Source organism: Hydrogenophaga sp. 2FB, from assembly GCF_005503365.1.
Taxonomy (GTDB): domain Bacteria; phylum Pseudomonadota; class Gammaproteobacteria; order Burkholderiales; family Burkholderiaceae_C; genus Hydrogenophaga.
In genome coordinates, this window is sequence record NZ_SCML01000003.1 from 15,545 (window position 1) to 41,286 (window position 25,742).

Sequence of the window (25,742 nt, forward strand, 5' to 3'; positions counted from 1 at the left end):
CGCACCACCGGCCTGGCGAAGGTGCGCACGGGGGTCCCGCGTTTCATAATGAAACACCTATGTCGACACGCGTCCTGCTCCTGCGATTTCCGTTCCTCGCGCGCCTGCTCGCGCTGTGGCTGCTGGCCTGCGTCGGGCTGCCGGCCTGCGCGCAGATGCCCGGGCGTGGCGCAGGTTTGCCGCCCGCAGTTGTAGAGGCGCTGAACCGCGCCCAGGTGCCGACCAGCGCGCTCTCGGCGATGGTGGTGTCGGTGGCGCCCGAGGCGCGCGAGCGCCTGCGCCACCAGGCCGGCGTACCGGTGAACCCGGCGTCGGTGATGAAGCTGGTGACCACCTACGCCGCGATCGACATGCTGGGCGCCGACTTCACCTGGAACACGCGCTTCTACACCGACGGGATGGTTGAAAACGGCATCCTGCGCGGCAACCTGTACGTGCGCGGCGGTGGCGACCCCAAGCTGGTGCTCGAACGCGTCCACGAGGCCTATGCCGCCCTGCAGGCCAAGGGCGTGACCGTGATCCTGGGCGATATGGTGCTCGACCACAGCGCGTTCGAACTGCCGCCCATCGACCCTGGTGCCTTCGATGGGGAGGCCCTGCGCCCGTACAACGCCACGCCCGATGCGCTGCTGGTCAACTTCAAGTCGGTCATCCTCACCTTCCAGCCCGACCTGGCCAATGGCGTGGCCACCGTGATCAGCGAGCCGCCGCTGGCGGGCCTTGCGATCGACGCCACCGTGCCGCTCTCGCGGGGCGCGTGTGGCGACTGGCGCAATGCTTTGCAGGCGCAGTTCGACGATCCCAACGCCATCCGCTTCGAAGGCCGCTACCCGCAAAACTGCGGCGAACTCAAGTGGCCCGTGGCCTACCAGCAGCCGGCCAGTTACGCCGCGCGCGCCCTGGAAGGACTGTGGCGTGCCAGTGGCGGCGCCATCACCGGCCGCGTGCGCGACGGCACCATGCCCACGGAAGTGCAACTGCTGCACGAAGCGCGCTCGCTGCCGCTGTCCGAGGTGATCGTGGACGTGAACCGCTGGAGCAACAACGTGATGGCGCAGCAGGTGTTTCTCACGCTGGGGCAACTGGCGGTGCCGCAAACGGCTGCGCCCCGGTTCTCACTGGTGACCCCGGCCTTCGCCGCCGACCGGCTGGTGCCTTCGCGCCCCGCGCGTTTCGAGCACTCGCGCGAGGTGGTGGCCGACTGGTGGAAACGCACCTTCGGCCAACGCGTACCCGGCCCGGTGCTCGAGAACGGATCGGGCCTCTCGCGCGAGGAGCGCATCACACCCGAAGCGCTGGCGAGTCTGCTGCGGCACGCAGCACGCCATCCCCAGGGCATGTCGTTCGTCGAGTCGCTGTCCGTTGCCGGTGTCAACGGCACGGCGGTGCGGCTGGCACGCGGCGGGAACAGCGCCGCGCGCGGCAACGCCTTCATCAAGACCGGCACGCTGCGCGATGTGACCGGTATCGCGGGCTACGTCAACGCCGCCAGCGGCACGCGTTACGTGGTGGTGGGGTTCGTCAACCACCCCAACGCCCCGGCCGCGCGGCCCGCGCTGGACGCGCTGCTGGAGTGGACGGCGGCGCTGCCCGACTGAGCCGACGCGCCGCCCGCGGCCCCGTGGCGTGGAGCACCGATGGCGCGTTCGGCGCCACCCACCGGCGGCGGGTGGACGTCCCATGTGTTCTCGGACAACTTCCACGGCACACCGCGCACCCCCGAGCTGACGGGTGACGTGGTCGTGAAGGCCCTTGAGGTCATGGGCAGGAAGCAGCGTCGGCCAGATGGCCTAGGCCGCATGCAAGCGCTCCTTTCCCGGGCACATTCGGCGCTTCGCTCTGTCAACGACAAGGACCTCCCCATGTTTATCCGTATCGGCCTGGCGGCGGCCATGACCGCCACGATTCTTGCCGCGTGTGGTGGTGGCGGCGGTGACGGTGGCAGCAGCGGCAGCGCCTCGAATTCGGGGGTGCAAACCACGTCCGTGAAGGTGGTCGGTGACAGCCTGAACGACAGCGGCACCTTCGGCTTCAAGTTCACCGTGCAGGGCACGCCTCCTTACCCGATCTGGACAGAGCGTGTGGCCGCATCCGTGGCTGCGCCGGCCCTGTGTCCGCGGTACTCGGCGGCGGGCGGTGCTCCGGCGCTGAACCCGGCCGCGACGGCATGTACCAGCTATGGTGTCGGGGGCGCCGCCATCAACCCCCGCGATGCCGCGAACGACAACACACCCCTGTCGATCGTGCAGCAGCTCAAGGACTTGCGGACCCAAAGCCTGTACAAGCCCGAGGAGCTGCTGCTGGTGGATGGTGGTGGCAATGACCTGGCGTATCTGGCGGAAGATTACGCCAAGGCCTTGCTTCTCGATGGCGGCACGGCGTTCAATGCGTTGACGGGCGAGCTGATCCTGGCGGACGAAAAAATCGGGCTGACGCGGGATGAGATCGGCAATCTGTACGTGACGAGGCTGGCAGACTTGTTGGTCGACACCCTGTTGAGCGAAGCCCTGAACCGGGATGCACAGCGCATCGCGGTGATCACCGCGCCGGACGTGGCCCGCACGCCCCGGTTTGTGCAGTCGCTGGCGATTGCGGAGCTTCTCAACCCTCCTGCGGCGGCCCAAATCAAGCTCGCGGTGCCGCAATGGGTCAAGACCTTCAACAACCAGCTCAAGACCCGGCTGGGCATCCAGAGCCGCGTGGTACTGGTGGACTTCTACGCCGAGTTCAACAAGTGGCTGGACACGCCGGCCACCTATGGACTAACCAACACCACCCAGCCGGCCTGTCCGGGCAACATCGCGACCTGCACCGACACCTCGCTCAGTGCAGTACAGGGGAAAAGTAGTCCCGACTGGTGGAAGACCTATGTGTTTTCCGACAATTTCCACGGCACGCCGCGCACCAACGAGTTGATGGGCGAACTCGTGGTGAAAGCCCTGGAGGCCAAGGGCTGGAAGTAAGCCCTCAGGCGGCCGCGCGCTGCAAGCGGTCGCGCACGCCGTCCCAGGCCTGGTCTTCGGGCGGTGTTTCCACCCAGATCAGGTTCACGCCGGTGGCGTCCAGTTCGCGCAGCACCGCAAAGAGTTCCTGCGCGGCAGCGGCGGCATCGTCGGGCATGCGACGGCGCGGCACGCCACGGGCGGTTTCGAACGTGCTGCGGGCGTACACCGCAATGTGTTTTGCATCGCTGCCCAGCACCTGAAACGCCGCACGCAACTGTTTTGCATCCATCAGTCGCACCTTGGCGCGCGGTGCGTAGTGCGATTCGAGCGTGCCCGAGGCGCGTGGCGCGGCCTCGTCGCGCTCGCGCAGCGGCTGGCCGCAGGCGGCTTCGAGTTGCGCAACAGTGACCATGCCGGGGCGCAGCAGCACCGGGTGCGCTCGCGTGCAGTCGACGATGGTGGACTCGATGCCCACGGGGCAAGCGCCGCCGTCGAGGATGAGCAGGTCTTCGTCGGCCAGCGCCGAAAACTCCTCGGCCACGTGGGCGGCGGTGGTGGGGCTGACGCGGCCGAAGCGGTTGGCGCTGGGGGCGGCAACACCCGTCACGCCCTGCGCGGCGGCGGCGCTCAGCAGCGCCTGGGCCACCGGGTGAGACGGGCAGCGCAGGCCCACCGAATCCTGCCCGCCGGCCGCCACCGCCGCCACGCCGTCGCGGCGCGGCAGGATCAGCGTGAGCGGGCCGGGCCAGAACGCCTGCATGAGCGCGGCGGCGAAGGGGGGCACGTCGCGCGCGTAGTGGTCTACACCCGCGCGCCAGCCCTGTGCGCCATCGCCAGCGGCCAGGTGCACGATCAATGGGTGGTCGGCCGGGCGGCCCTTGGCTTCGAAGATGCGGTGCACCGCCGTGGCGTTGTCGGCATCGGCGGCGAGGCCATACACGGTTTCGGTCGGCATACCCACCAAGGAGCCAGCGGCCAGCCGCTGCGCGGCGGTGGTGATGGCCGCGGGGTCGGCGGCTTTCAGGAGCAGCGGCATGGCGAGCTCAGGCGCCGAGCGCGGGCAGGCCCAGCAGGGCCAACACCTGCGCGGTGGTTTCGCGCACCTGCGCCACGCTGCTGCCCGTGATGTTGAGATGGCCCATCTTGCGGCCTGCGCGCGCGCCCAGCTTGCCGTAGAGATGCAGATGCGTGCCCGGCAGCGCGAGCACCGCGCCCCAGGGTGGCGACACGGGTTGTTGGCTGGCTTGCGCGCGCGTCGCGTTGGGTTCGAACCAGAGATCGCCCAGCAGGTTGACCATGATGCTGGGGCTGTGCTGGCGTGGCACGGGCAACGGCAAACCGGCGAGGGCGCGCACCTGGGCCTCGAACTGCGACAGGTCGCAGGCGTTCTGCGTGTAGTGGCCGCTGTTGTGCGGGCGGGGCGCCATTTCGTTCACCACGAGGTCGAGCGCGCCATCGGCTTTCTCGACCACGAAGTACTCGACGCACAGCACGCCCACGTAGTGCAGGTGGTTCGCAATCGCCACGGTGCTGGCCTGCGCACGCTGCGCCAAGGTGGCGTCGAGCGCGCCGTCGTAGACCTCGGTCAGCGCGAGGATGCCGTCGTGGTGCGTGTTCTTCTGCACCGGAAAGCACACCACCTGGCCGTCGGCGCCACGCGCCACGATCACCGAGCACTCGGCGCGCAGCTTGAGCATCTTCTCCAGCACGCAGGGCACTTTGTCCAGGCCGTCCCAGGCGGCAGCGAGTTCCTCGCGCGTGGACACGCGCACCTGGCCCTTGCCGTCGTAGCCCATGCGCGCGGTCTTCAGGATGCCGGGCAACAGGTCGGCCGGCACGGCGGCGAGGGCCGCGTCGGTGGTGATGACCGCGTGCGGCGCGGGCGCCACGCCGCTGATGGCCGCGCACTGCTCGAAGTGGGCCTTTTCCTTGCTGCGGTCCTGCGCCACGGCCACGCACGACGCCGATGGCGCCACCACGCGCTGCGCGGCGAGCGTGGCCAGCGCGGCGGCCGGCACGTTCTCGAATTCGGTGGTGATCGCGTCGCAGCGCTGGATCAGCTGGGCCAGGCCTTGCTCGTCGTCGTACGCCGTCTTGATGTGGTGGTGGCTGACCAGGCCGGCGGGGCTGGACGGATCGGGGTCGAGCACCACGGTGAAGTAGCCCATGGCCTGCGCCGCCTGCACGAACATGCGGCCCAGCTGGCCGCCGCCCATCACGCCGAGCGTGGTCTGCTGGCCGTTGACGGAGGGACCACCGGGAAGAAATGTCTTGAGGCTCATGAGATAGGGTGGTGGGTGAGCGCCTGTCCAGAAGCATCGCGGAACCGGCTTTGCCGGGCCGCAGATGCTGCCCCCTTGAGGGGTGATGCGGCTACGCGCAGCGAGCAAGCGACGGGGGTGGGTTTTTTTTATGCGGGAAGGGTCATCGCGCGTGCGGCGGCGGTTTGTTGTGCGCGGAAATCGTTGAGTTTCTGGCGCAGCGCGGGGTCGTGGCTGGCGAGCAGGGCCACGGCGAACAGCGCGGCGTTGGCGGCTCCCGCCGCGCCGATGGCAAAGGTGGCCACCGGAATGCCCTTGGGCATCTGCACGATGCTGTGCAGCGAGTCCACGCCGCTGAGGTGCTTGCTGGCCACGGGCACGCCGAGCACCGGCACCACCGTCTTGGCCGCGAGCATGCCCGGCAAATGCGCCGCGCCGCCAGCGCCCGCGATGATGGCCTTGAGCCCACGATCGGCGGCGGCCTCGGCGTAGGTGAACATGTCGTCGGGCATGCGGTGGGCCGAGACCACGCGCGCTTCGTGCGCGATGCCAAAGTCCTGCAGGATCTGCACGGCGTGCTGCATGGTGTCCCAGTCGCTGCTGGAGCCCATGAGCACACCCACTTGGATGGGGTTCATGAAGGTGCCTCTTGGCGGATGCGCCCCAGGGCCGGGGCTGGACCGGCCACGCGCATGGCAGGGCATGGCGTCTCCGGTAAAGTGTCGATTTTACGTTTGCCCAGGCCGCTCTCATGATCAACGTCACCGTCGCCAACTTTGAAGCCGAGGTCATCGAAGCCTCCATGCACACCCCCGTGTTGGTGGATTTCTGGGCCCCGTGGTGTGGCCCCTGCAAGGTGATCGGCCCGCTGCTTGAGAAGCTGGAAGCCGATTACGCGGGCCGTTTCAAGCTGGTCAAGATCGATTCCGACCAGGAGCAGCAGCTCGCCGCCGCGTTCGGCGTGCGCAGCATTCCCACCTGCGTGCTGCTCATGAACGGCCAGCCGGTCGACGGTTTCATGGGCGCGTTGCCCGAAGGCCAGATCAAGGCCTTCCTCGACAAGCACCTGCCCGAGGGCGAAGCGCTCGAAGCCGAAGAAGTGGAGCCCGATGCGCAGGACGCGCTCGCCGAGGGTGACCTCGAAACCGCGTTGGCGAAGATGCAGCAGGCCGTGCAGGCCGCGCCCGACAACGACGACGCGCGCTTCGACCTGGTGAAGCTGCTGCTGGAGATGGGGCAGGACGACGATGCCAAGGTGGCCTTTGCGCCCGTGATCGCCAAAGCGGCTGGCGTGCGCCGGCTCGACTCGCTGCAGCGCTGGATGGCTGCGCGCGACGCGCAGGCCGAAGTGGCCGACCCGGACGCGCGCGCCACCGAACTGCAGGCGGCCATTGCCGCCAACAAGCGCGACTTCGATGCACGCTTCGCCCTCGCGCAATTGCTCATGGCCTTTGGCCAGTGGACGGCGGCGATGGACGAGTTGCTGGAGATCCTGATGCGCGACAAGACCTGGAAAGAGGACCTGGCGCGCAAGACCTTCATCGCCATTCTCGACGTCATCGATCCGCCCAAGCCCAAGGTGGCCGAGGGCCAGGTGCCGCCGGAAGACCCGACGGTGGCGACTTACCGGCGCAGGTTGTCGTCGGTGGTGTTGAGCTGAGGTGAGCTGGGCCCGAACGGGCCCTGATCAGCCCATCAGGCGCGTGAGCGCTTCCTGGTATTTCGCCGCGGTCTTCTCGATCACTTCCTTGGGCAGGCGCGGCGCGGGCGGCGTCTTGTCCCAGGGCTTGCCGCTGACCTGCGTGGTTTCCAGCCAGTCGCGCAGGAACTGCTTGTCGTAGCTCGGCGGGTTCTGCCCCACCACATAGCTCTCGGCCGGCCAGTAGCGCGAGCTGTCGGGCGTGAGCACTTCGTCCATCAGCACCAGCTTGCCGGCCTTGTCCAGGCCGAACTCGAACTTGGTGTCCGCGATGATGATGCCCTTCTTCAGCGCGATCGCCGCCGCGGCCTTGTAGAGCGCGATCGACACGTCGCGGATCTGCGCCGCCAGCGCGGGGCCGATCATCTCGACCGTGCGCTCGAAGGTGATGTTTTCGTCGTGCTCGCCCATGGCCGCCTTGGCCGCCGGGGTGTAGATCGGCTCGGGCAGTTGCGACGCGTTCTGCAGGCCCTCGGGCAGCTTCACACCGCAGACCGAGCGGCTTTCCTGGTATTCCTTCCAGCCGCTGCCGGCCAGATAGCCGCGCACCACCGCTTCCACCGGAATCGGCTTCAGGCGTTGCACCAGCATCGAGCGGCCGACCACCTGCGGCACCTCGGCGGGCGAGACCACGCTCTCGGGCGCATCGCCGGTGAGGTGGATCGGGCAGATGTTCAGGCCCTTGGGGCCCAACTGGTCGAACCAGAACAGCGAGAGCCTGGTCAGCAGCTCGCCCTTGCCGGGAATCGGCTCGCCCATGATCACGTCGAACGCGCTGATGCGGTCGCTCGCCACCATCAGGATGCGGTCGTCGCCCACGGCGTAGTTGTCACGCACCTTGCCCCGCGCCAGCAGGGGCAAAGAGGTCAGGGCCGAGGTGTGCAAGGCAGAGGTCATGATCGGATCAAAGAAAAAGCGGGACAAGAAAAAAGCCCGTTGAACAGCCAACGGGCTTTGAACCATTCCGGGGGATTATCGCAAGTTGGCGACGGGGCGGGCCGAAAGTTGACTTCCCTTGCCCGTGCCGCCTTTGCGGTGGTCCCGGCAGCGCGCTCAGTGCACGACTTGCGCGAGTTCGCCCTTGGCGTACTTGGCCGCCACCACCTGCAGGCTTTCGCCCTTGATCTTGCTGCCCTGGCCTTCGCAGCCGAACTCGAGGTAGCGCGCCTTGCAGATCTGCTTGGCGGCTTCGCGCGCGGGCTTGAGCCATTCGCGGGCGTCGAACTTGTCCGGGTTCTCGGCCAGGAACTTGCGCACCGCGCCGGTCATGGCCAGGCGGATGTCGGTGTCGATGTTGATCTTGCGCACGCCGTGCTTGATGGCTTCCTGGATTTCCTTGACCGGCACGCCGTAGGTTTCCTTCATCTTGCCGCCGTACTGGTTGATGATGGCCAGCAACTCGGCGGGCACCGAGGACGAGCCATGCATCACCAGGTGGGTGTTGGGGATGCGCTTGTGGATTTCCTTGACACGGCTGATGGCCAGGATGTCGCCGGTGGGCGGGCGGCTGAACTTGTAGGCGCCGTGGCTGGTGCCGATGGCGATGGCGAGCGCGTCGAGCTGCGTGGCCTTGACGAACTGCGCGGCCTCTTCGGGGTCGGTCAGCATCTGGCTGTGGTCCAGCTTGCCTTCGGCGCCGATGCCGTCTTCCTCGCCGGCTTCACCGGTTTCCAGGTTGCCCAGGCAGCCGAGTTCGCCTTCCACCGTGACGCCGACCTTGTGCGCCATGTCGACCACTTTGCGGGTCACGTCGGTGTTGTAGTCGAACGAAGCCGGGGTCTTGCCGTCTTCCATCAGCGAGCCGTCCATCATCACCGAGCCGAAGCCCAGGTTGATCGCGCCTTCGCAGACCTTGGGCGAGGTGCCGTGGTCCTGGTGCATCACCAGCGGAATGTGGGGGTAGGCCTCCATCGCGGCCTGGATCAGGTGTTTGATGAAGGGTTCGCCGGCGTATTTGCGGGCGCCGGCGCTGGCTTGCAGGATCACCGGTGCGCCGACTTCGTCGGCCGCGGCCATGACGGCCTGCACCTGTTCGAGGTTGTTGACGTTGAAAGCCGGAATGCCGTAGCCGTTGATGGCGGCGTGGTCGAGCAGTTCGCGCATGGAAACGAGCGCCATGAAAGATCCCCTTATCAGTTGGTAACCGTGGTGTAACCCGGCATTTTAACTTTCGGCCTTTTGGCCGGATGTATGGGCTTGTGTCATTTCACACAGCCTTAATGTGCGCGGGCCAGACTGGGTCGAACTTCAGGCAACCCATGACCCGACTCGACCACCTGCTTTTCCTCTGGATCAACGCCACGCCCGACACACCGGCCTGGCTGCTGGCGCTGGCGCGCTGGCTGTCCACCGACCTGCCCGCCCTGGCCGTGCTGGCGCTGCTGCCTCTGCTGCTGTTCGGCTCGGCCGCGCGCCGGCAGGTGCTGGGCGTGGGGTTGGCCATGGCGCTGGCCTGGCTGGCGGTGCGCGGCATTCGCGAGACCGTGCACGTGGCCCGGCCCTTCGAACTGGGCCTGGGCGGGCAGTGGCTCGCGCACGCCGCCACGGCGAGTTTTCCCAGCTTTCACGCCGCCGTGGCGGGGGCCTGGGCCGCGGCGCTGGCGCTGTTTGCGCCGCAGCGCCCGCGCTGGTGGCTGCTCCTGGCCGGCGGCCTGGCGCTGGCCATCGCCTGGAGCCGGGTGTTTCTGGGCCTGCATTTCGTCTCGGACATCATCGCCGGGCTGTTGCTGGGCGCGGCGTGCGCGGTGACGGCGCGGCAGGGATTCGCGGGATGGCGGCGGGCCTGGATACCAATCGTCACAAAACCAGGGGAACCAGGGGCGCGCCATCGGGAATCCTTCTAGGGATACGCCAAACCCTACAAGAAAGGAACCCGCATGCCTTGCCGCTCCCTGATCGCGACGCTGACGTCCACCGCGGCCCTGCTCGCACCCATCCTCGCGCATGCCCAGGTCACGCTCAAGCCCGATGGCCAGTGGCGCTACCTGTTGACCGCGGGCGCCAACGTCTCGTCCGGCAACAACAATGCCGGTTCGCTGAACCTGTCGGCCGAGGGAGCGCGCCAGAGCGACCACGACAAGTGGACCTGGGGCGCCAAGGCCGACCGCGCGCGCAGCGCCGGCGTCGACACCACGGACCGCTACGGCTTGCGCACCCAGTACAACCGGGATTTCTCGCTCGACTGGTTTGGCTTCGGTTCGGGCGAAACCCTGCGCGACAAGCTGGCCAACATCGCCGCGCGGTATTCGGTGGCCAGCGGCGTGGGTCGCCACGTGTGGGCCGATGAACGCGGCTTTTTCGACGTGTCCGTGGGCCTGGGCTACACGCACGACCGTTATGTCAGGTCCACCGACATCTCGGGCGAGATGCGCGACCGGTATGGCCGGTTGGAGCTGGTGCTGGCCGAGGAGTCCAGCCACAAGCTCACCGACACCACGCAGTTTCGCCAGAAATTCACGCTGTACCCGGACCTGCGCGATTCAGGCAAGTACCGCGCCGTGCTGGACACCGGTTTGACGGTGGCCATGACGCAGACCATCAACCTGTCGGCGGGCCTGAGTTACCGCTACGACAGCGACCCGGGCGCGAACCTGAAGAAGGGCGACGCGATGTTCGTGACCGGCGTGTCGATGCGGATCGACTGATCGCGCGTCAGGCTGCGCGGCAGATCTTCAGCGTGTTGGTACCGCCCGCCTGGCCCATGGGCTCGCCCACGGTGATCGCATACACGTCGCCCGTCTGCACGATGCCGCGTTTCTGCAGATGCGCTTCGGCGTCCGCCAGCGCGTTGTCGCGGTCGGCGTTGTTGTCCATCAACAGCGGGCGCACGTTGCGGTAGAGCGTCATGCGGCGCTGCGTGGAGAGGTTGGGCGTCATGGCGTAGATCGGCATGCGCACGTTGTGCCGGCTCATCCACAGCGCGGTGGAACCCGAATCGGTCAGCGCCACGATGGCCTTGGCGCCCAGGTGGTGGGCGGTGAACAGGGCACCCATGGCGATCGACTGGTCGATGCGCTTGAAGGTCTTGCCCTGGAAATCGGCGCTCAGTTCGCGGTACTCGGCCTTCTCGGCCTCCGAGCAGATGTTGGCCATTTCCATCACCGTCTCGAGCGGGTATTTGCCGGCGGCGGTTTCGGCGCTGAGCATCACCGCGTCGGTGCCGTCGAGCACGGCGTTGGCCACGTCGCTCACCTCGGCGCGCGTGGGCACCGGGTTGACGATCATCGACTCCATCATCTGCGTGGCGGTGATCACCACCTTGTCCATTTCGCGCGCCAGCCGGATCATGTGCTTTTGCAAGCCCGGCACCGCCGCGTTGCCCACTTCCACCGCCAGGTCACCGCGCGCGACCATGATGCCGTCGGACACCTTGAGGATGTTGGCCAGCTCGGGGATCGCCTCGGCGCGCTCGATCTTGGCGATCAACGCGGGCTTGTGCCCGACCGCCGCACCCGCGACGTTGCAGAGCTGGCGCGCCAGCTCCATGTCGGTCGCATTCTTGGGGAAACTCACCGCCACGTAGTCGGCCTTCAGGCCCATGGCGGTCTTGATGTCGTCCATGTCCTTGGCGGTCAGCGCGGGCGCGGTCAGGCCGCCGCCCTGCTTGTTGATGCCCTTGTTGTTGGACAGCTCGCCGCCGAGCTTGACGGTGGTGTGCACCGCCGGGCCGGCCACCTTGTTGACGGTGAGCACGATCAGGCCGTCGTTGAGCAGCAGCGTGTCGCCGGCCTTCACGTCGCGCGGCAGTTCCTTGTAGTCCAGGCCCACGCCTTCGATGTCGCCCGGTTCGGTGCGCGAGGCATCGAGCACGAAGGGCTGGCCCGGCTCCAGCATCACCTTGCCTTGCGCGAACTTGCCGACGCGGATCTTGGGCCCCTGCAGGTCGGCCATGATGCCGACCTCGCGGCCCGCGCGCTGCGCGGCCGCGCGCACCAGCTCGGCGCGGTCGATGTGGTCCTGCGCGATGCCATGCGAGAAGTTGAGCCGCACCACGTTCACGCCGGCGCGGATCATGCGTTCAAGCAGATCCGGGTCGCTGGAAGCAGGGCCGAGGGTGGCAACGATCTTGGTGGCGCGCATGGGCATGGAAACTGTCTCCTGAAGGGAACGAGGAAGTGGCCGTACAGGCCGGTTTGTAATTTGGTTTCAATTATCTGTGAAACCAGTTACAACCCGGTTACCACCGTCACGCGCTGCGTTCCGTGTCGGTCGAGACCTCGGGCGCCTGCGCCGGCAACTCGGCCTCGACGTGCGTGCCCAGGTTGGGTGCGCTGATGATCTCGAGTTTGCCTGCGTGCGCCTCCACGCGCACGCGCATGCCCAGCAGGCCATGGTGGCCGGGGGCCACGGCGTCGGTGTCGAAGCCACCGCCATCGTCGCGCACCGACACGCGCACCCACGGGCCGGTCTGCGCCAGCTCCACCCAGACCTGTTTGGCCCGCGCGTACTTGCTCACGTTGGTGAGCGATTCCTGCACCAACCGGTACGCGGTGAGCTCGGCATCCTTGCCCAGTTCCACCGGTGAGAGCTGCATGTGCACCGGGACGCCGAGGCCGCCCGCCGCGTCCTGGCACAACATCTCCAGCGCCGGGATGAGGCCGAGTTGGTCGAGCGACGACGGGCGCAGGTGTTCGATGATGCGGCGCTTGACGGCAATGCCTTCGTTGAGCCGCTGTTCGATGCCGGCCAGGCGCTCTCGCGCGGCGTCGGGCACGTCGGCCACGCGCCGCAGGCGGGCGATCTCCAGCTTCATGGCGGTGAACAGGCCACCCAGTTCGTCGTGCAGCTCGCGCGCCACGCGGCTGCGTTCGTCCTCGCGTGCGTTCACGTGGTGGCCGGCCAGGTTGCGCAGGGCCTGGGTGCGCAGGGCTACCTGGGAAGCGAGGCGGCCGAGTTCCTCGGCCTCGCGGCGATCGCCTTCGCGCAACTGGCGCATGAAGAGGGCCAGCGCCAGCACCGCCAGCACCACCAGGGCGTGCAGGGCGACGCGGTTGATCAGCATGGCGTCGAAGAGCGAGACGCGTGTCGAGCGCTGGGCGATCGCCGTGCGCTCGAGCACGGATTCAAATTCGTCGCGCATGGTGGCATAGCGCTGGCGGCTCTGGTTGCCGTTGGCCAACGCCTGGGCCTGCGCGCTGCGCCCTTGCTCGGCCGTGCGAACCCACTCGTCCAGCGTGGCTGCGTGCGCATCGATTCGCTGGTTCACGTTGCTCAGGGACAAGGTGTGGCGCGGGTCGAGGACGTTCAGCAACTGGGCCACACCCTTGCGCACGCCCTGCATTTCGTTGATCGCCTCGCGGTAGGTCGCCAGGTCGTCCTGACGGCCGCTGGCAATGAACGCGCGCGCGGCGTTTTCCGCATCGGTCAGCGTTTGCAAGGTGCGTGCGGCCTGCAGGCGCGCGTCGGACAACATGACGCCTTGTTCGAGCGTGGAGCGCGAGTGCTGGTAGGCGCTTTCGGTGATGGCGATGGTGATTACGGCCAAGGCCACGATGATGGGCATCACGTACCGGGCGCGGGCGACGCGTTCGATGGACGACTTGATCATGGCGGGCTCTCGGATCGCAATGCTTGAGGGTCAGGGGTGGGCAAACGCACCTGCACGTAGGTGCCTTCGCCTGGCGTGGAGCGCACGGAGAAATGGCCGCCGCGCGATTCGATGCGGTGGCGCAGGTTCCTCAGCCCGAGCGCCGATGTGGAGCGGGGTTGGCCGGCGAAGCCCCGGCCATTGTCGGACAGGGTGAGCACCAGTTCGGCGCCATCGGCCACCAGCGACAGCGTCACCTGGCTGGCCTTCGCGTGCCGTTCGATGTTGGAAAAGATGCCCTGCACCACCGAGAACAGCGCCTGCCGGGTGGCGGCGTCGGTGTCCACCACCTGCACGTCCAGGTCGACCGGAACGCCCGTGAGCTGGCGGAACGCACGCACACGCTCTTCGATCGCCGCCTGCAACCCGAGGTTGTGCAGGGCCGCCGGCATGAGACCTTCCATCAGCCGCCGCTTTGTGTCGATGCCCTGGTCCAGGGTGGCGCTCAGGTGTTGCAGACGTGTCATCACGTCGGCGCTGGGGGCTGGCAGGGCGTGGCGCAGGCGCGTGAGGTCGAACTTGGCGGCGGTGAGCAGCGCGCCCAGTTCGTCGTGCATCGAGCGCGCCAGCCCGCTGCGCTCGCCGTCGCGCAGTTCCTGCAGGCTCAGGTTGAGCTGCGCGAGTTCTTCGGTGCGCACGCGCACCTGGTGTTCGAGCGAATCGCGCTCGGCTTGCAACTGCTGGGCGTGTGCCAGCTGGCTGGCCTGCAGCGCGGCGTTCTTGCGCAGAAAGAACACATAGGCCAGCAAACTCAGCACGGTCAGTCCATGCACGCTCAGGCGCCCGACATCGAGCGTGCGGTAGATGCCGGCGCGCTCGATCGCCACGCGGCGGTCTTCGGTCACCAGAAGCACGTCGGCGATGCGGCGCGCACTCTCCATTTTTTCGCGCCCGATGTCGGTCAGCAGCAGGCCCTTCCAGCTCTCGTGCGAGCCCTGGTTGTATAGCGCAATGGTCGCTTCGACCTCGGACGTCTTCTGCAGCACCTGTTCTTCCAGCGCACCGACCAGCCGCAGGAGTTCGGGATCGTTCCGATGGTGTTCGCGCAGCCGGATGATGGCGTGGGTCATGTCGGTTTCCGCGGCGTTGTAGGGTTCCAGGTACTGGGGGCGACCCGTGAGCAGGTACCCGCGCTGGGCGGTTTCGACGTCGAGCAGACGGCGCATCACCGTCTGCACGGCCGTGCGCGCGTTGTCGCGCGCGCCCAGGCTGAACATGGAATCGCGCGCGCGCTGGTAGACCCATTCCGAACCGACGAAGACCGCGAGCGCCAGCACCGCCGCCACCGCCATGGCCAGCGATGTGCGCCACGGCGCGAAGCGCCAGGGGTGGGCGGTGGGCATCGGGGTTCGGCGCAGCGGACTTATTGCAGGCCGGCGGGCAAGGTGGCCGTGCCGTCGGAGATGCGAGCGCAATACGTGATCAGGTCTTCGAGTTCGCTGGACTTGTCGAACACCCGATCGGCACCCAGCGCCGCGCAGCGCTGGCGGATGTCGGCGGTGGCGTAGTTGGTCAGCACCACCCGGCGCACCGGCAGGCGCGAGTCCTGGGCGGCTTTGAGCACGCCCAGGCCCGAGCCGGAGGTGAGGAAGATGTCGATGATCATGAGGTCGCAGGTGTCACCGCTTTGGAGCCAGCGCACCGCATCGGTTTCATCGCGCGCGTGCCCGACCACCTCCACATTGGTCAGCTCTTCAAGCGTCGAAACCAGGTTCTCGTAGATCACCTTGTTGTCCTCGACGATGAAGGTTCTGAGCGGAGACATGGGAGCAGGGCCTGACCGTTGTGGGGAAGGAGCACGAAGGCTTGAATCGTGCCGCGTTCGCATTCCCATTGTGCCGCTGGCATTGCGCATTGTGGTGTAGGACTTTGCCTACACCACAATGCGGCCGACTCAGGGACGCACGACGATGTCGTTGCGCACCGACTTCACGCCGTCGACGTTGCGTGCCAGGCGTTCGGCCGCGCCGCGTTCGGCTTCGGACTTGGCGAACCCGGAGAGCTGCACCGTGCCCTTGAGCGTCTCGACGTTGATGGACGTCGCGGCGACGGTCGGGTCCTTGGCGTAGGCGGCTTTCACCCGGGTGGTGAGGGTGGCGTCGTCGATGAAGGAGCCGACGGTCTGCTGGTCGCGGGCGACCGCGCAGCCGGTGACTTGCACAACAGCGAGGGCCGCAGCGGCGGCGAGAACAACATGGGTCAGCTTCATGGCAATCTCCTCAGGTCAATGTATGGGACTGCCGGCGAAGGGGCTTCGAGATCGGGGCCATTTCGCGCGGCAGGGTGGTCATTCGAAACGTGCGGGAACAGAGTGAGCTGGCGTCAGCCCTTGGCGTCGACGGTCAGGCGGTTTTCCACCTTCACGACGCCTTCGACGGCCGAGGCCAACATGGTCGCGCGGTCGCGCGCTGCGGCATCGGGGGCGGTGCCTTTGAGCTCGACGAGCCCGTTGTGGGTGTCCACGTTGATGCGCAATGCGCTCAATTGGGTATCGCCCGCCAGTGCGGCGTTGACCTTCGCGGTGATCGCCACGTCGGCGGCGCCGATGGCCATCTTGTCGCCGGCGGCGCTCAGCTTGTCGGCGGCTTCATTGCCGGCGGCCTTCAAGTCCTGGCCGGCCTCCTTGGCGTCGGCGCGCAGCTCGGCGCCCGCGCTCTGGGTGCTGTCGACCGCACCGTCGACGCGCTGGCCCACGGTGGCGTCTTCGCGCTCCCCACAAGCCACCAGCAAGGTGGCGGCCAATGCGGCGGCGGCCAGGGCGGTGTAACGTGTGTTGCGTGTCATGTGTGTGTCCTTTGTGAATGGCGGGGTCGAACGTGGCGACCCTGCTGTTGAAGAAATAGCGTGGCGCTTGCCTGCTCAGCTTCCGAGCGGACCCTTGTCCTGCTTCGGCGTCTCGTCCATCCAGGCGTCGCCCACACGGCGTTCCCAGTCGGCGACCTGGCGTTCGGCTTCGTCCTTGGCAACGCCATAACGCTCCTGGATCTTTCCGGACAGTTGTTCGCGCCGGCCAGCGACCACGTCGAGGTCGTCGTTGGTGAGCTTGCCCCACTGCTCGACCACCTTGCCCTTGGCCTGCTTCCAGTTGCCTTCGATGCGATCCCAGTTCATGTGCGACTCCTTGAATGGATGGTTGTGAAACCGACCGTGAACGCTGGAGGGCGTCGGGCCGTAGCTCAATGTAGGCAATGCCGGCCGTGGGCGGTGTCGGGCAGGTCGCCGCGGCCGTGTAGGACAGAGCCGATGCGCGGGCAGGGTTGTAGGAGCTGTCTGACTGCCGGCGTGCGATGCGCCTGTTAAATTGCATCGGCACACCCGCCCACCTCACACCAAGCGAGAAGAAGGACACCATGATCAAGGTAGGCATCGTCGACGACCACGCCATCGTGCGGTCCGGCCTGCGCCAGTTTCTCGGGGAGCACGTCGACCTGAAGGTGACGGGCGAAGCCAACAACGGCCGCGAAGCGCTCGAACTCGCGCGCGGTGGCGATGTGGACGTGCTGCTGATGGACATCTCCATGCCCGACCAGGGTGGCGTGGACGCGCTGCAGGCCATCCGGGCGCGCTTCCCCGACCTGCCAGTGCTCATCCTCAGCGGTTTTCCCGAGGCGCAGTACGCCACCACGCTGCTGCGCAACGGCGCCAGCGGCTACCTCAACAAGGAATGCGAGCCCGAAGACATCGTCAACGCCATTCGCACCGTGGCGCGAGGGCGGCGCTACATCAGCCCGGCGGTGGCCGAGCTGCTGGCCGACAACGCGGCGGGCGATGCCGACCGCGCGCCGCACGAACTGCTGTCGGAACGTGAACTGCAGGTGTTCCTGCGCCTGGCCCAGGGCGAGACCATCGGCAACATGGCCGAGGCGATGTTCCTGAGCGTCAAGACCGTGAGCACCTACCGCACGCGCGTGCTGGAAAAGCTCAAGCTCACGAGCAACAGCGAACTCACCTATTACGCGCTCAAGAATGGCCTCATCCAGTGAGGGCTGTCGGCTTTTTCCTACGCACACGCGGGATGCGGGCTTGCAGCGCTCGCGCGGGCCGCTGCCTACAGTGAGGTCATCACAACGGCGGTCGTTGTGAACCCCCACCGGGTCGGCCCGCCGACCCTCAGGAGCCGACCATGCTGCACTACGCTGTCGTTTTTTTCGTCATCGCACTGATCGCGGCCTTGCTGGGCTTCGGCGGTATTGCCGCCAGTGCAGCGGGCATTGCCCAGATCCTCTTTGTGATCTTCCTTGTGTTGGCCGTCGTGTCGGTCATCTTCGGGTTGATCCGCAAGCGGTAGACAAGCATTTCTCTGTTCTCCAGGACTTGAGGTCCGCGGTACGCAAGTGCCGCGGACTTTTTTATGGAGATGAGCGCCGCGTCTCTTCGCGCCACAGGGGCCGCAAAGCCCACAGCCCCAGCGCCGGGCCGATCGCCAGCCAGGGCAGCAGCGCGCCCAGGGGCACATGCCCGGCCAGCGACACGAACAGCAGGATGCTCGCGATCGAGATCGCGAAGCCGATGCTGTTGGTCAGCGTGAGCACGCTGCCCACGGCTTGCGGCGGCGCGTTGCGTGCGGTGAGGGTGGAGAACTGCGGCGAATCCCCGGCCACCGTGACACCCCAGAGCAACAGCCAGCCGAAGAACAGCGCATCGGGTGCGCCGATGGCCCATGGCGCGGCCAGACAACACAGCCCGCTGAGCCCCAACTGCACGCCCGCCACGCGCGCGCTGCCCCAGCGCTGCGCCACCCAGCCGCCACCGGCGCAGCCGATCGCGCCCGCGCCGAGCACGAAGAACGCCATCCAGGACAGCGCGGCGCCCTGCATGCGCGTGGCCAGCACCAGCGGCACCATCACCCACATGGTGTAGAGCTCCCACATGTGGCCGAAGTAGCCCAGCACCGAGCTGCGCACGCGCACGTCGGTCCACAGTGTGGCCAGCGCGCGCCACTGCAACACCGTCACGCGCGGCTGCGCGCCGGGTGGGTCGGCGGTGCAGAAGAACAGCAGCAGGCCGCCACTGGCCGCCAGGGCCGCCACACCCAGCATCAGCGTGGGCCAGGGCAGCGCGCCACCCATGGCGCGCAGCGCGTGCGCGCTGGCCGAGCCGAGCACCAGCGCGGCGATGAGCAGGCCCAGCGCAGCACCGAGGCCGCGCGTGTACCACTGCGCGGCGATCTTCATGCCCACCGGGTAGATGCCCGCGAGAAAGAAACCGGTGGCAAAACGCCAGGCGAGCAGGGCCGTGTAGTCGCGCACCGTCCACCAGGCGCCCACGGTGCAGGCCGCGCCCGCGAGCGCGCAGACCAGAAACACCCGGCGCGGCGCAAAGCGGTCGGCGATGGCCAGCAGCGCGAACACCAGCGTGCCCAGGATGAAGCCGAACTGCAGCGACGAGGTGAGCGTGCCGACCGCGCTGGTGGCCCAGCCCAGCTCGCGCTGCAGGTCGGGCATGACGGCATTGACCGCGAACCACAGCGAGGTGCCGAGAAACTGCGCCAACACCAACACCGGCAGGACGTGGCGCGGGACGGTGGTGCTCTGTGTGGTCATCGTGGTCAGCGCCTGAGTTGTGTGAACGCCTCGAACTCCCAGCTGCGCATGGCCAGCACCAGGGTGTAGCCCTCGCGGTCCTTCTCGTGGAGTTTCTGGTCGGTCTGGTGCTGCTGGGCAAAGTCCTGCGCCACGCGCTGCAGCCGCTCCAGGAAAGCCGGCGCGAGCGTGCGGCTGACCGAGCCGTGCACCAGCATCACGCCCTCGCCGGTGCCGTCGAAGCCGCCAGCGAAGTAGTCGAGCAGGGCGTGTTCGCGAAAGTAGTTCATCACCGGCCCATGCGGCCGCCAGCGGAAGGTCTTGGCCAGCTTGAGGCGGTAGCGGTTCAACGGGCGCAGGTCGATGATGCCGATGCGGTCGAGCTGCGCCAGGTACTTCACGCACTCGGCTTCGCTCAGGCGGTACTGCGCCGTCATCTGCTCTAGCGTCCACTGGCTGAGCACGCAGATGGCGACCAGCAGCAGCTTCTTGTCGGCCACCACCGCACGCTCCTGCTCTTGCGTCATCTCGCGCAGCAACGGCTGTGTGTCGGCCACGCGGCGCGAGAGTTCGGCGAAGTCCAGCTTGAGCGCACGGCAGATTTGATCCACGCGCGAGAGCGACATGTCACCGCCAGCCAGCATGCGCTTGACGCTGGACTCCGCCATGCCGATCGCCTGCGCCAGGTCGGCGTACGTCATCTGCGTGGCCTTGAGTTCCTTCTTCAGCACGGTGACGAGGTCGGCGGTGGTGCTCATGGCCTTGAAGTATCGACAGGCGGTACTTGCGGTTGGGAATGCTGCGACTGTATCGGAATGCAATGCCGCGTGGGGCATCGCCCGCCCACACTGCGCCGCATCTCAACCTCAGGAGTGACCGCATGGTGGTCCGCGCCGCATCTTCGTTCTCCGCCGAAAAGCGCCTTCAGGCCGTCGGCGTCCTTCTGGTCGCGCTCTGGCTGCTGGCGGTGCTGGGTGGTCCGGCGCTCGCCGGGGCGCTGGGCCTGTCGCTCAACCCGCACGGCCACAGCCACCTGTACGCCCACGGCCACCCGTTCGTGGATGCCCGTGTGTTGTGGGGCGTGCCCAATGCCCTGGACGTTTTGAGCAACCTGCCTTTGGCGGTGGCCGGCTTGTGTGGTGGGTGGGCGATGGGACGCTGTCGCATCGATGCGCAGGTGCGCCCCGCGCTGCACATGTTCTTCGCGGGTCTCGTGCTCACCGCGTTGGGTTCGGCCTGGTACCACTGGTCACCCGACCCGATGGGCTTGGTGTGGGACCGGCTCGGCATGGGCGTGGCTTTCGCCGGCGCGCTGGCGCTGGCCGTGGCGGAACGGGTCAGCGCCCGGGCCGCCGTGCTCGCGCTGTGCGCGGTGCTGCCCATGGCAATGACCTCGGCCGTGCTGCCGGTGGTGCAGGGCAACGTGTTGCCCTGGGCGGTGGTGCAGTTCGGCGGCATGTTGCTCTTCGTCTGGTTGGCGCTGCAGCCCGCAGCGGCCCGTGCCATGGGCGTGCGGCTGGGTCTGCTGGTTGCGCTGTATGCGGTGGCCAAGCTGCTCGAAATCGGTGACGAGGCGGTGTTTCACGGCACGGGCGGGCTGGTGTCCGGCCACAGCCTCAAGCACGTGGTGGCCGCCCTGACCGCATGGCCCGTCGTTCAAGCCATGCGGCAGAATGCGCGAGCCGCGGGCTTCACGAGGGCACCCGCATGAAGACAGCACAACCGGAGGAGACCCGCATGAACAACACCGCCACCACCCCGTCCGCCGTGGCCCACACACCCGCTGCCCCGGCACACGAAGGCGGGCAGTTCGCCTTGCTCGGTCAGCGCCGCTTCGCGCCGTTCTTCTGGACGCAGTTCCTCGGCGCGGCCAACGACAACCTGTTCAAGTTCGCCTTCACCGTGATGGTGACCTACCAGCTGCAGGTGGCGTGGTTGCCGCCCGCCCTGGCGGGGCTGGCCATTGGCGCGTTGTTCATCCTGCCGTTCCTGCTGTTCTCGGCCACCAGCGGCCAGCTGGCGGACAAGTACGACAAGAAGACCCTGATCGTCTTCGTGAAGCGGTTCGAGGTGCTCATCATGGCGCTGGCCGCCTGGGGCTTTTTCACCGCGAGCATTCCGCTGCTCCTGGCGTGCACCTTCCTCATGGGCCTGCACTCCACGCTGTTTGGCCCGGTGAAGTTCGCCTACCTGCCGCACCACCTGAGCGAGCGCGAACTCACTGGTGGCAACGGCATGGTCGAGATGGGCACCTTCGTGGCCATCCTGCTGGGCAACCTCGCGGGGGGCCTGATCATCGCCATCCCGGAAATCGGCGCGCACCACGTCGGCTTCAGCTGCGTGGCGCTGGCCCTGGTGGGGCGTTTGACCGCGCAGGCCGTGCCGGCCACACCGGCCACCGACCCGGGCCTCACGATCAACTGGAACCCGTTCACCGAGACCTGGCGCAACCTCAAGCTCGCGCACGGCAACACGGTGGTGTTCCGCTCGGTGCTGGGCATCAGCTGGATGTGGTTCTTCGGCGCGGTCTTCCTGAGCCAGTTCCCGAGCTTCGCCAAGGAGGTGCTGCACGGCAACGAACAGGTCGCCTCCCTGCTGCTGATTGTGTTCTCGGTCGGCATCGGCACCGGTTCGCTGCTGTGCGAAGTGCTCTCGCGCCGGCACGTCGAGATTGGCCTGGTGCCGCTGGGCGCGTTCGGCATGAGCGTGTTCTCGATCGACCTGTACTTCGCCTCCCGTGGTTTGCCGCCGGTGGCGGCCCAGGGGGTGGCGCAGTTCGTGGCGGTGCCGGGCCACTGGCGCGTGCTGGTCGACCTGACGCTGCTCAGCCTCTTCGCCGGCCTCTACAGCGTGCCCATGTACGCGCTGATCCAGATGCGCAGCCAGCCCACGCACCGCGCGCGCATCATCGCGGCCAACAACATCCTCAACGCGCTGTTCATGATCGCCAGCGCGGTCATCGCGGGCGCGCTGCTCAAGGCCGGCTTCACGATCCCGCAGATGTTCCTGCTCGTGGGCCTGGCCAACGGGGTGGTGGCGTTCTACATCTTCCTGCTGGTGCCCGAGTACCTGCTGCGCTTCGTGGCCTGGGTGGCCTCGCGCTGCGTCTACCGCTTCAAGGTCACGGGCGATCTGCACATTCCCACCGAAGGCGCGGCCGTTCTCGTCTGCAACCACGTGAGCTTTGTCGACGCGGTGCTGCTCATGGCCGCGAGCCCGCGCCCCATGCGCTTCCTGATGGACCACCGCATCTTCAAGGTGCCGGTGCTGGGCTGGCTGTTCAAGCTCGCCAAGGCGATCCCGATCGCGCCGCAGAAGGAAGATCCGGCCGCGTACGAGGCTGCCTTTGAAGCCGCCGCTGCCGTGCTGCGCGAAGGCGACCTGCTGGCAATCTTTCCCGAAGGCGGCATCACCGCCGACGGCACGCTGCAGCCCTTCAAAGGCGGCGTCATGAAGATCCTCGAAAGCGCCGAGGCCGATGGTCTGCAGGTGCCGGTGATCCCGATGGCGCTCACCAACCTCTGGGGCTCGTTCTTCAGCCGGGTGGAAGTGCGCAACGGCGCGAAGACCGCGATGGTGCGTCCGTTCCGCCGGGGCATCTTCAACCGCGTCGGGCTGAACGTGGGCGAACCCCTGGCGCCGTCGGCGGTGACGCCGGAAGGGTTGCACGGGCGGGTGGCGCAGTTGTTGAGCTGACCCGGCCCGAGCAGGCGCTCTGGGCCCCGGGTATCGCCGTTCGATACCAGTCAATCAAATTTTCGATACAGGTGCAATCCGGTAGGCCTTTTCGGGCCGCGCCGCCGCACCATCGCGGCTCCTCAACAACCCCCAAGGGTTTTATATGGCCTCGAACCGTTCTCCCCTCATCGTGATGCGCGACACCCGCGCCTGGCAGCTCCAGGTCTGGGTGTCGTTCGGCATCGCCGTGTTCCTCTGCGCCACCGGCCTGGCCTACCTGCCGGGCCAGGCGCTGGACCGTGCCTTCATGGTGATGGGCTACGTGTTCTGTCTCTCGACCGTGTTCGTGCTGTCCAAGGCCGTGCGCGATGGTCAGAAGGCCAACCTGAATGGTGAGGCCGAAACGCCCATGTGGCGCATCGTGGTGTGGGGCGGCTTTGCCGTCGCCATGGCGCTCACCGGCTGGGGCCTGCTGCGCATGGACATCAACGACACCTACCGCGCCTACCTCGGCGTGAGCTGGCTCTACCTGGTCACTTCCGCCTTCACGCTGGCCAAGACGCTGCGCGACCGCCACGAAGCCGATCTGGCCGAAGCGCAAGTGCGCGGCGAGATGCAAGGCCGCCAACAGGCGATGCAGGAACGCGCCGCCGCCCACGCCGAATAAGCCTCAACCCTTTCACAGACCACAGGACACTCTCATGAACAAGATCACGTCAAACCTGATGGCGCTGGCCGCCAGCGTGTGCCTCGCTCTGACCATGGCCAGCACGCCCGCCCGGGCGCAAAGCGAGGCCTCGGTCGCGCTGTCGTTGTTGCCCGTGGCCTCGGTGGCCTCCGTCGCCACCTCTGCCTCCGTCGGTGCCGTGGCCGTCAGCGTGCTGCCGGTGGCCCTGTCCACCGCCGGCGCGGTGCTGGTGGTCAAGACGGTGGAGAGCACCGCGCGTGGCACGGTCTACCTGCTGGAGCGCGCATCGGATGGCGCGCGCGTCAGTGTGGAGGTGGCCGCGAGCGCGGTCTCGGGCGTGGTGGTCGGTGTCGGCACCGTTGTGACGGTGAGCGTGATCGGCACCGGCGTGTTGCTGTCGGCGGCGGGCGAGGTGCTGGCCTTCATTCCGAACGAACTCGGCCGCGCGCTGCTGCACAACGAACGGGTGACACGGCAATGATCCAGGCCACGCTTCGATTCGTGTGCGGCCTCGCCGCCGCCCTGCTGCTCGCCTCTGCAGCCCACGCCGGCCGCTCCTGCGAACAGAAGCCTCTGACCGCGCAGACCATCGAGCAGGGCATGGCCCTGGCGCTGCGCACGTCACAGGCGCTCGACGCCGAGCACGCCCGCAGCGGCGCGCGCGTGGTGGTGCTCGCGCGCGCCGGGCAAGACCTCAGCAAGTACCGGTTGCGCTATTCGCACCTGGGCTGGGCCTACAAGACTGCGCAAGGCCCCTGGCGTGTGCTGCACAAACTCAACCAGTGCGGCACCGCCACCGGTGATCTGTACCGCCAGGGCCTGGGCGAGTTCTTCCTGGACGACCTGTGGCGCCAGGAGGCGGCCTGGGCCGTGCCATCACCGGCCCTGCAGGCGCCGCTGCTGGCGCTGTTGAACGATCCGCGCCGCTCGGCCGCGCTGCACGAGCGTGCCTACAACCTGGTGAGCTATCCGTGGAGCCAGCGTTATCAGCAGTCCAACCAGTGGGCAATCGAGACGCTGGCGATGGCTGCCGAGCCCGGTGTCACCACACGCGAGCAGGCCCAGGCCTGGCTGCGCTTCAAGGCCTACCAGCCGACCACGCTCAAACTCGGCGCATTCACGCGGCTGGGGGCACGCGCCGGCACGGCCAACGTGGCGTTCGACGACCACCCGAACGAGAAGCGCTTTGCCGATCGCATCGAAACCGTGACGGTCGATTCGGTGTTCGAATGGCTTTCGCGCAGCGGCCTGGCTTCATCGCCCCAGGCGCTCGCACTGTAAAAACACATCTACCTGGAGGGCATCAACATGGGCAAGGCATTGCGTTGGTCGGAGAAGTGGTTTCACCGCGGGCTGTGGCTGGTGGCGTTCCTGTTCGCATGGTTCCTGGTGGGGCTGGGCAGCACCATCGTGGGCGACCTGCCGCAGGTGGAACAACAGCGCACGCTGGACGACTTTCTGGACCCGCAGCAGGCGCCCGCGCTCAAGCGCGCGGTCGAAGACGCCCAGCGCGCCGCGCGCGACGCACGGAGCGCGCTGGACCAGGCGCAGCTGCGCCAGCAAACCGCGCAGGCCAACCACCGCGCGGCGCGCGACACCTTCGGCAACTGGCTGGCCACGCGCAACGCCACGCAGCGGCCCGAGCAGGATCCGGAACTGATCGAGCGCACGCGCCAGCTGGACGGCTACCGCCAGGCCGAGCGCGACGCCTTGGCGGCGGTGGAGGCGCAGCAGCAGGCGGCGCTGAACGCGAGCCAGGCGCAGCAACGCGCGCAAGAAGGTTTGCAGGTGCTGGAAGACCAGGCGCGCGACACCTTCATGGCGGCCCAGCGCGCCCAGGAACTGCGCGTGTTCCTCTACCGCCTGGCGCTCACGCTGCCCTTGCTGGTGGTGGCGGGCTGGCTGTTCGCCCGGCAACGCAAGAGCACCTACTGGCCCTTCGTGTGGGGCTTTATCTTCTTCGCGCTGTTCGCGTTCTTCGTGGAGCTGGTGCCGTACCTGCCGAGCTACGGCGGCTATGTGCGCTACATCGTGGGCATCGTGCTCACGGTGATCGGTGGTCGCTACGCCATCGGCGCGCTGCAGCGCTACCTGCAGCGCCAGCAGCAGGCCGAGGCCTTGCCCGACCGCGAGCGGCGCCAGGAGCTGGACTACGACCTCGCGCAGACCCGGCTGGCCAAGAGCGTGTGCCCAGGTTGCGAACGCCCGGTGGATCTGAAAGACCCGAAGAACGATTTCTGCCCGCACTGCGGCATGGGCCTGCACAACCACTGCGGCGCGTGCAACGCGCGCAAGAGTGCGTTCACGCGCTACTGCTATGCCTGCGGGGAGCCGGCGCGGGCCGAGCCGGCGGGTTGAGCGGT

The 25,742-nt window shown here is 67.5% G+C and carries 27 protein-coding genes; 13 read left to right on the plus strand and 14 right to left on the minus strand.

Going from position 1 to position 25,742, the window contains the following annotated elements; all coding sequences use genetic code 11:
• Window positions 1–59: 59 nt before the first annotated feature.
• Entirely contained in the window at window positions 60–1,598 is a 1,539-nt protein-coding gene (gene dacB / locus FFS09_RS02240; protein ID WP_137917240.1) for a D-alanyl-D-alanine carboxypeptidase/D-alanyl-D-alanine endopeptidase, read from the plus strand.
• Between the two features lie 201 nt (window positions 1,599–1,799).
• Window positions 1,800–2,963: an SGNH/GDSL hydrolase family protein gene (locus tag FFS09_RS02245; RefSeq protein WP_212745038.1), complete on the plus strand. Its 1,164-nt coding sequence runs from the start codon at window positions 1,800–1,802 to the stop codon at window positions 2,961–2,963.
• A 4-nt stretch (window positions 2,964–2,967) separates the two neighbouring features.
• On the opposite strand, the gene FFS09_RS02250 is transcribed toward FFS09_RS02245, so the two are convergent.
• The 3 genes from FFS09_RS02250 to purE all read right to left on the minus strand — a co-directional run bounded on the left by FFS09_RS02250 (window position 2,968) and on the right by purE (window position 5,844).
• Entirely contained in the window at window positions 2,968–3,975 is a 1,008-nt protein-coding gene (locus tag FFS09_RS02250; protein WP_502703711.1) for an L-threonylcarbamoyladenylate synthase, read from the minus strand.
• A gap of 13 nt (window positions 3,976–3,988) precedes the next feature.
• The gene (locus FFS09_RS02255; RefSeq protein ID WP_137917243.1) at window positions 3,989–5,227 is read right to left on the minus strand and encodes a 5-(carboxyamino)imidazole ribonucleotide synthase; all 1,239 of its coding nucleotides are present in this window, start codon (window positions 5,225–5,227) and stop codon (window positions 3,989–3,991) included.
• Window positions 5,228–5,355: 128 nt separating this feature from the next.
• The gene (gene purE / locus FFS09_RS02260) at window positions 5,356–5,844 is read right to left on the minus strand and encodes a 5-(carboxyamino)imidazole ribonucleotide mutase (protein WP_137917244.1); all 489 of its coding nucleotides are present in this window, start codon (window positions 5,842–5,844) and stop codon (window positions 5,356–5,358) included.
• A gap of 113 nt (window positions 5,845–5,957) precedes the next feature.
• Here purE and trxA point away from each other — a divergent pair, with 113 nt between their 5' ends.
• The gene (gene trxA / locus FFS09_RS02265; RefSeq protein ID WP_137917245.1) at window positions 5,958–6,866 is read left to right on the plus strand and encodes a thioredoxin; all 909 of its coding nucleotides are present in this window, start codon (window positions 5,958–5,960) and stop codon (window positions 6,864–6,866) included.
• Window positions 6,867–6,893: 27 nt separating this feature from the next.
• On the opposite strand, the gene FFS09_RS02270 is transcribed toward trxA, so the two are convergent.
• Both FFS09_RS02270 and fba read right to left on the minus strand, forming a co-directional pair.
• A complete protein-coding gene (locus FFS09_RS02270; RefSeq protein WP_137917246.1) occupies window positions 6,894–7,802 on the minus strand; it encodes a phosphoribosylaminoimidazolesuccinocarboxamide synthase in 909 nt (302 codons plus the stop codon).
• 156 nt (window positions 7,803–7,958) lie between these two features.
• The gene (fba, locus tag FFS09_RS02275) at window positions 7,959–9,023 is read right to left on the minus strand and encodes a class II fructose-bisphosphate aldolase (RefSeq protein ID WP_137917247.1); all 1,065 of its coding nucleotides are present in this window, start codon (window positions 9,021–9,023) and stop codon (window positions 7,959–7,961) included.
• A gap of 140 nt (window positions 9,024–9,163) precedes the next feature.
• Between fba and FFS09_RS02280 the strand changes: the two genes are divergently transcribed.
• Both FFS09_RS02280 and FFS09_RS02285 read left to right on the plus strand, forming a co-directional pair.
• The gene (locus FFS09_RS02280; protein ID WP_171019836.1) at window positions 9,164–9,748 is read left to right on the plus strand and encodes a phosphatase PAP2 family protein; all 585 of its coding nucleotides are present in this window, start codon (window positions 9,164–9,166) and stop codon (window positions 9,746–9,748) included.
• A gap of 33 nt (window positions 9,749–9,781) precedes the next feature.
• Window positions 9,782–10,549, plus strand: a complete 768-nt coding sequence (locus FFS09_RS02285; protein ID WP_137917249.1) for a DUF481 domain-containing protein — start codon at window positions 9,782–9,784, stop codon at window positions 10,547–10,549.
• Window positions 10,550–10,556: 7 nt separating this feature from the next.
• Here the strand turns inward: FFS09_RS02285 and pyk are convergent, their stop codons facing one another.
• The 7 genes from pyk to FFS09_RS02320 all read right to left on the minus strand — a co-directional run bounded on the left by pyk (window position 10,557) and on the right by FFS09_RS02320 (window position 16,602).
• The gene (gene pyk / locus FFS09_RS02290) at window positions 10,557–11,990 is read right to left on the minus strand and encodes a pyruvate kinase (protein WP_137917250.1); all 1,434 of its coding nucleotides are present in this window, start codon (window positions 11,988–11,990) and stop codon (window positions 10,557–10,559) included.
• A 100-nt stretch (window positions 11,991–12,090) separates the two neighbouring features.
• Window positions 12,091–13,452 carry a sensor histidine kinase gene (locus FFS09_RS02295; protein ID WP_137917251.1) on the minus strand — a complete coding sequence of 454 codons (1,362 nt, stop codon included), beginning with the start codon at window positions 13,450–13,452 and terminating at the stop codon, window positions 12,091–12,093.
• Complete coding sequence (locus FFS09_RS02300) at window positions 13,449–14,834, minus strand: CHASE3 domain-containing protein (protein WP_137917252.1); 1,386 nt, start codon at window positions 14,832–14,834, stop codon at window positions 13,449–13,451. The genes FFS09_RS02295 and FFS09_RS02300 overlap by 4 nt, the downstream gene beginning before the upstream one ends.
• A gap of 20 nt (window positions 14,835–14,854) precedes the next feature.
• On the minus strand, window positions 14,855–15,256 hold the full coding sequence (locus FFS09_RS02305) for a response regulator (RefSeq protein ID WP_137917253.1): 402 nt from the start codon (window positions 15,254–15,256) through the stop codon (window positions 14,855–14,857).
• Window positions 15,257–15,385: 129 nt separating this feature from the next.
• The gene (locus tag FFS09_RS02310; RefSeq protein ID WP_137917254.1) at window positions 15,386–15,700 is read right to left on the minus strand and encodes a BON domain-containing protein; all 315 of its coding nucleotides are present in this window, start codon (window positions 15,698–15,700) and stop codon (window positions 15,386–15,388) included.
• Between the two features lie 113 nt (window positions 15,701–15,813).
• Window positions 15,814–16,275, minus strand: coding sequence for a BON domain-containing protein (locus FFS09_RS02315; protein ID WP_137917255.1), 462 nt, complete (start codon window positions 16,273–16,275; stop codon window positions 15,814–15,816).
• Window positions 16,276–16,350: 75 nt separating this feature from the next.
• A complete protein-coding gene (locus FFS09_RS02320; protein WP_137917256.1) occupies window positions 16,351–16,602 on the minus strand; it encodes a CsbD family protein in 252 nt (83 codons plus the stop codon).
• 239 nt (window positions 16,603–16,841) lie between these two features.
• Here FFS09_RS02320 and FFS09_RS02325 point away from each other — a divergent pair, with 239 nt between their 5' ends.
• Window positions 16,842–17,474, plus strand: coding sequence for a response regulator (locus tag FFS09_RS02325; RefSeq protein WP_137917257.1), 633 nt, complete (start codon window positions 16,842–16,844; stop codon window positions 17,472–17,474).
• 140 nt (window positions 17,475–17,614) lie between these two features.
• Window positions 17,615–17,779, plus strand: a complete 165-nt coding sequence (locus FFS09_RS02330; protein ID WP_137917258.1) for a DUF1328 domain-containing protein — start codon at window positions 17,615–17,617, stop codon at window positions 17,777–17,779.
• Window positions 17,780–17,840: 61 nt separating this feature from the next.
• Here FFS09_RS02330 and FFS09_RS02335 read toward each other — a convergent pair whose 3' ends face one another.
• Both FFS09_RS02335 and FFS09_RS02340 read right to left on the minus strand, forming a co-directional pair.
• Window positions 17,841–19,034 carry an MFS transporter gene (locus tag FFS09_RS02335; protein ID WP_137917259.1) on the minus strand — a complete coding sequence of 398 codons (1,194 nt, stop codon included), beginning with the start codon at window positions 19,032–19,034 and terminating at the stop codon, window positions 17,841–17,843.
• A 5-nt stretch (window positions 19,035–19,039) separates the two neighbouring features.
• Window positions 19,040–19,771 (minus strand): helix-turn-helix domain-containing protein, encoded by a 732-nt coding sequence (locus tag FFS09_RS02340; RefSeq protein WP_137917260.1) that lies wholly within the window; start codon window positions 19,769–19,771, stop codon window positions 19,040–19,042.
• Between the two features lie 122 nt (window positions 19,772–19,893).
• Here FFS09_RS02340 and FFS09_RS02345 point away from each other — a divergent pair, with 122 nt between their 5' ends.
• The 6 genes from FFS09_RS02345 (at window position 19,894) to FFS09_RS02370 (ending at window position 25,737) form a co-directional block, all read left to right on the plus strand.
• The gene (locus FFS09_RS02345) at window positions 19,894–20,724 is read left to right on the plus strand and encodes a hypothetical protein (protein WP_252374196.1); all 831 of its coding nucleotides are present in this window, start codon (window positions 19,894–19,896) and stop codon (window positions 20,722–20,724) included.
• 26 nt (window positions 20,725–20,750) lie between these two features.
• Window positions 20,751–22,709 carry an MFS transporter gene (locus FFS09_RS02350; protein WP_137917261.1) on the plus strand — a complete coding sequence of 653 codons (1,959 nt, stop codon included), beginning with the start codon at window positions 20,751–20,753 and terminating at the stop codon, window positions 22,707–22,709.
• A 145-nt stretch (window positions 22,710–22,854) separates the two neighbouring features.
• Window positions 22,855–23,358 (plus strand): YiaA/YiaB family inner membrane protein, encoded by a 504-nt coding sequence (locus FFS09_RS02355; protein WP_137917262.1) that lies wholly within the window; start codon window positions 22,855–22,857, stop codon window positions 23,356–23,358.
• 34 nt (window positions 23,359–23,392) lie between these two features.
• Window positions 23,393–23,860, plus strand: a complete 468-nt coding sequence (locus FFS09_RS02360; RefSeq protein ID WP_137917263.1) for a hypothetical protein — start codon at window positions 23,393–23,395, stop codon at window positions 23,858–23,860.
• Window positions 23,857–24,660 (plus strand): DUF2145 domain-containing protein, encoded by an 804-nt coding sequence (locus tag FFS09_RS02365; protein ID WP_137917264.1) that lies wholly within the window; start codon window positions 23,857–23,859, stop codon window positions 24,658–24,660. Before FFS09_RS02360 ends, FFS09_RS02365 begins: the two co-directional genes overlap by 4 nt.
• 27 nt (window positions 24,661–24,687) lie before the next feature.
• Window positions 24,688–25,737, plus strand: coding sequence for a zinc ribbon domain-containing protein (locus tag FFS09_RS02370; protein ID WP_137917265.1), 1,050 nt, complete (start codon window positions 24,688–24,690; stop codon window positions 25,735–25,737).
• Window positions 25,738–25,742 lie beyond the last annotated feature (5 nt).

What these genes read in the sequence shown, in the direction of transcription:
- FFS09_RS02325 (WP_137917257.1), top strand. Translation starts at nt 16,842, where the DNA reads ATGATCAAGGTAGGCATCGTCGACGACCACGCCATCGTGCGGTCCGGC.
- FFS09_RS02365 (WP_137917264.1), top strand. Translation starts at nt 23,857, where the DNA reads ATGATCCAGGCCACGCTTCGATTCGTGTGCGGCCTCGCCGCCGCCCTG.
- purE (WP_137917244.1), bottom strand. Translation starts at nt 5,844, where the DNA reads ATGAACCCCATCCAAGTGGGTGTGCTCATGGGCTCCAGCAGCGACTGG.
- trxA (WP_137917245.1), top strand. Translation starts at nt 5,958, where the DNA reads ATGATCAACGTCACCGTCGCCAACTTTGAAGCCGAGGTCATCGAAGCC.
- pyk (WP_137917250.1), bottom strand. Translation starts at nt 11,990, where the DNA reads ATGCCCATGCGCGCCACCAAGATCGTTGCCACCCTCGGCCCTGCTTCC.
- FFS09_RS02320 (WP_137917256.1), bottom strand. Translation starts at nt 16,602, where the DNA reads ATGAACTGGGATCGCATCGAAGGCAACTGGAAGCAGGCCAAGGGCAAG.
- FFS09_RS02335 (WP_137917259.1), bottom strand. Translation starts at nt 19,034, where the DNA reads ATGACCACACAGAGCACCACCGTCCCGCGCCACGTCCTGCCGGTGTTG.
- FFS09_RS02270 (WP_137917246.1), bottom strand. Translation starts at nt 7,802, where the DNA reads ATGACCTCTGCCTTGCACACCTCGGCCCTGACCTCTTTGCCCCTGCTG.
- FFS09_RS02305 (WP_137917253.1), bottom strand. Translation starts at nt 15,256, where the DNA reads ATGTCTCCGCTCAGAACCTTCATCGTCGAGGACAACAAGGTGATCTAC.
- FFS09_RS02300 (WP_137917252.1), bottom strand. Translation starts at nt 14,834, where the DNA reads ATGCCCACCGCCCACCCCTGGCGCTTCGCGCCGTGGCGCACATCGCTG.
- FFS09_RS02255 (WP_137917243.1), bottom strand. Translation starts at nt 5,227, where the DNA reads ATGAGCCTCAAGACATTTCTTCCCGGTGGTCCCTCCGTCAACGGCCAG.
- FFS09_RS02280 (WP_171019836.1), top strand. Translation starts at nt 9,164, where the DNA reads ATGACCCGACTCGACCACCTGCTTTTCCTCTGGATCAACGCCACGCCC.
- FFS09_RS02360 (WP_137917263.1), top strand. Translation starts at nt 23,393, where the DNA reads ATGAACAAGATCACGTCAAACCTGATGGCGCTGGCCGCCAGCGTGTGC.
- FFS09_RS02295 (WP_137917251.1), bottom strand. Translation starts at nt 13,452, where the DNA reads ATGATCAAGTCGTCCATCGAACGCGTCGCCCGCGCCCGGTACGTGATG.
- FFS09_RS02315 (WP_137917255.1), bottom strand. Translation starts at nt 16,275, where the DNA reads ATGACACGCAACACACGTTACACCGCCCTGGCCGCCGCCGCATTGGCC.
- dacB (WP_137917240.1), top strand. Translation starts at nt 60, where the DNA reads ATGTCGACACGCGTCCTGCTCCTGCGATTTCCGTTCCTCGCGCGCCTG.
- FFS09_RS02355 (WP_137917262.1), top strand. Translation starts at nt 22,855, where the DNA reads ATGGCCTCGAACCGTTCTCCCCTCATCGTGATGCGCGACACCCGCGCC.
- FFS09_RS02285 (WP_137917249.1), top strand. Translation starts at nt 9,782, where the DNA reads ATGCCTTGCCGCTCCCTGATCGCGACGCTGACGTCCACCGCGGCCCTG.
- FFS09_RS02370 (WP_137917265.1), top strand. Translation starts at nt 24,688, where the DNA reads ATGGGCAAGGCATTGCGTTGGTCGGAGAAGTGGTTTCACCGCGGGCTG.
- FFS09_RS02340 (WP_137917260.1), bottom strand. Translation starts at nt 19,771, where the DNA reads ATGAGCACCACCGCCGACCTCGTCACCGTGCTGAAGAAGGAACTCAAG.
- FFS09_RS02330 (WP_137917258.1), top strand. Translation starts at nt 17,615, where the DNA reads ATGCTGCACTACGCTGTCGTTTTTTTCGTCATCGCACTGATCGCGGCC.
- FFS09_RS02350 (WP_137917261.1), top strand. Translation starts at nt 20,751, where the DNA reads ATGAACAACACCGCCACCACCCCGTCCGCCGTGGCCCACACACCCGCT.
- FFS09_RS02310 (WP_137917254.1), bottom strand. Translation starts at nt 15,700, where the DNA reads ATGAAGCTGACCCATGTTGTTCTCGCCGCCGCTGCGGCCCTCGCTGTT.
- fba (WP_137917247.1), bottom strand. Translation starts at nt 9,023, where the DNA reads ATGGCGCTCGTTTCCATGCGCGAACTGCTCGACCACGCCGCCATCAAC.
- FFS09_RS02345 (WP_252374196.1), top strand. Translation starts at nt 19,894, where the DNA reads ATGGTGGTCCGCGCCGCATCTTCGTTCTCCGCCGAAAAGCGCCTTCAG.
- FFS09_RS02245 (WP_212745038.1), top strand. Translation starts at nt 1,800, where the DNA reads ATGCAAGCGCTCCTTTCCCGGGCACATTCGGCGCTTCGCTCTGTCAAC.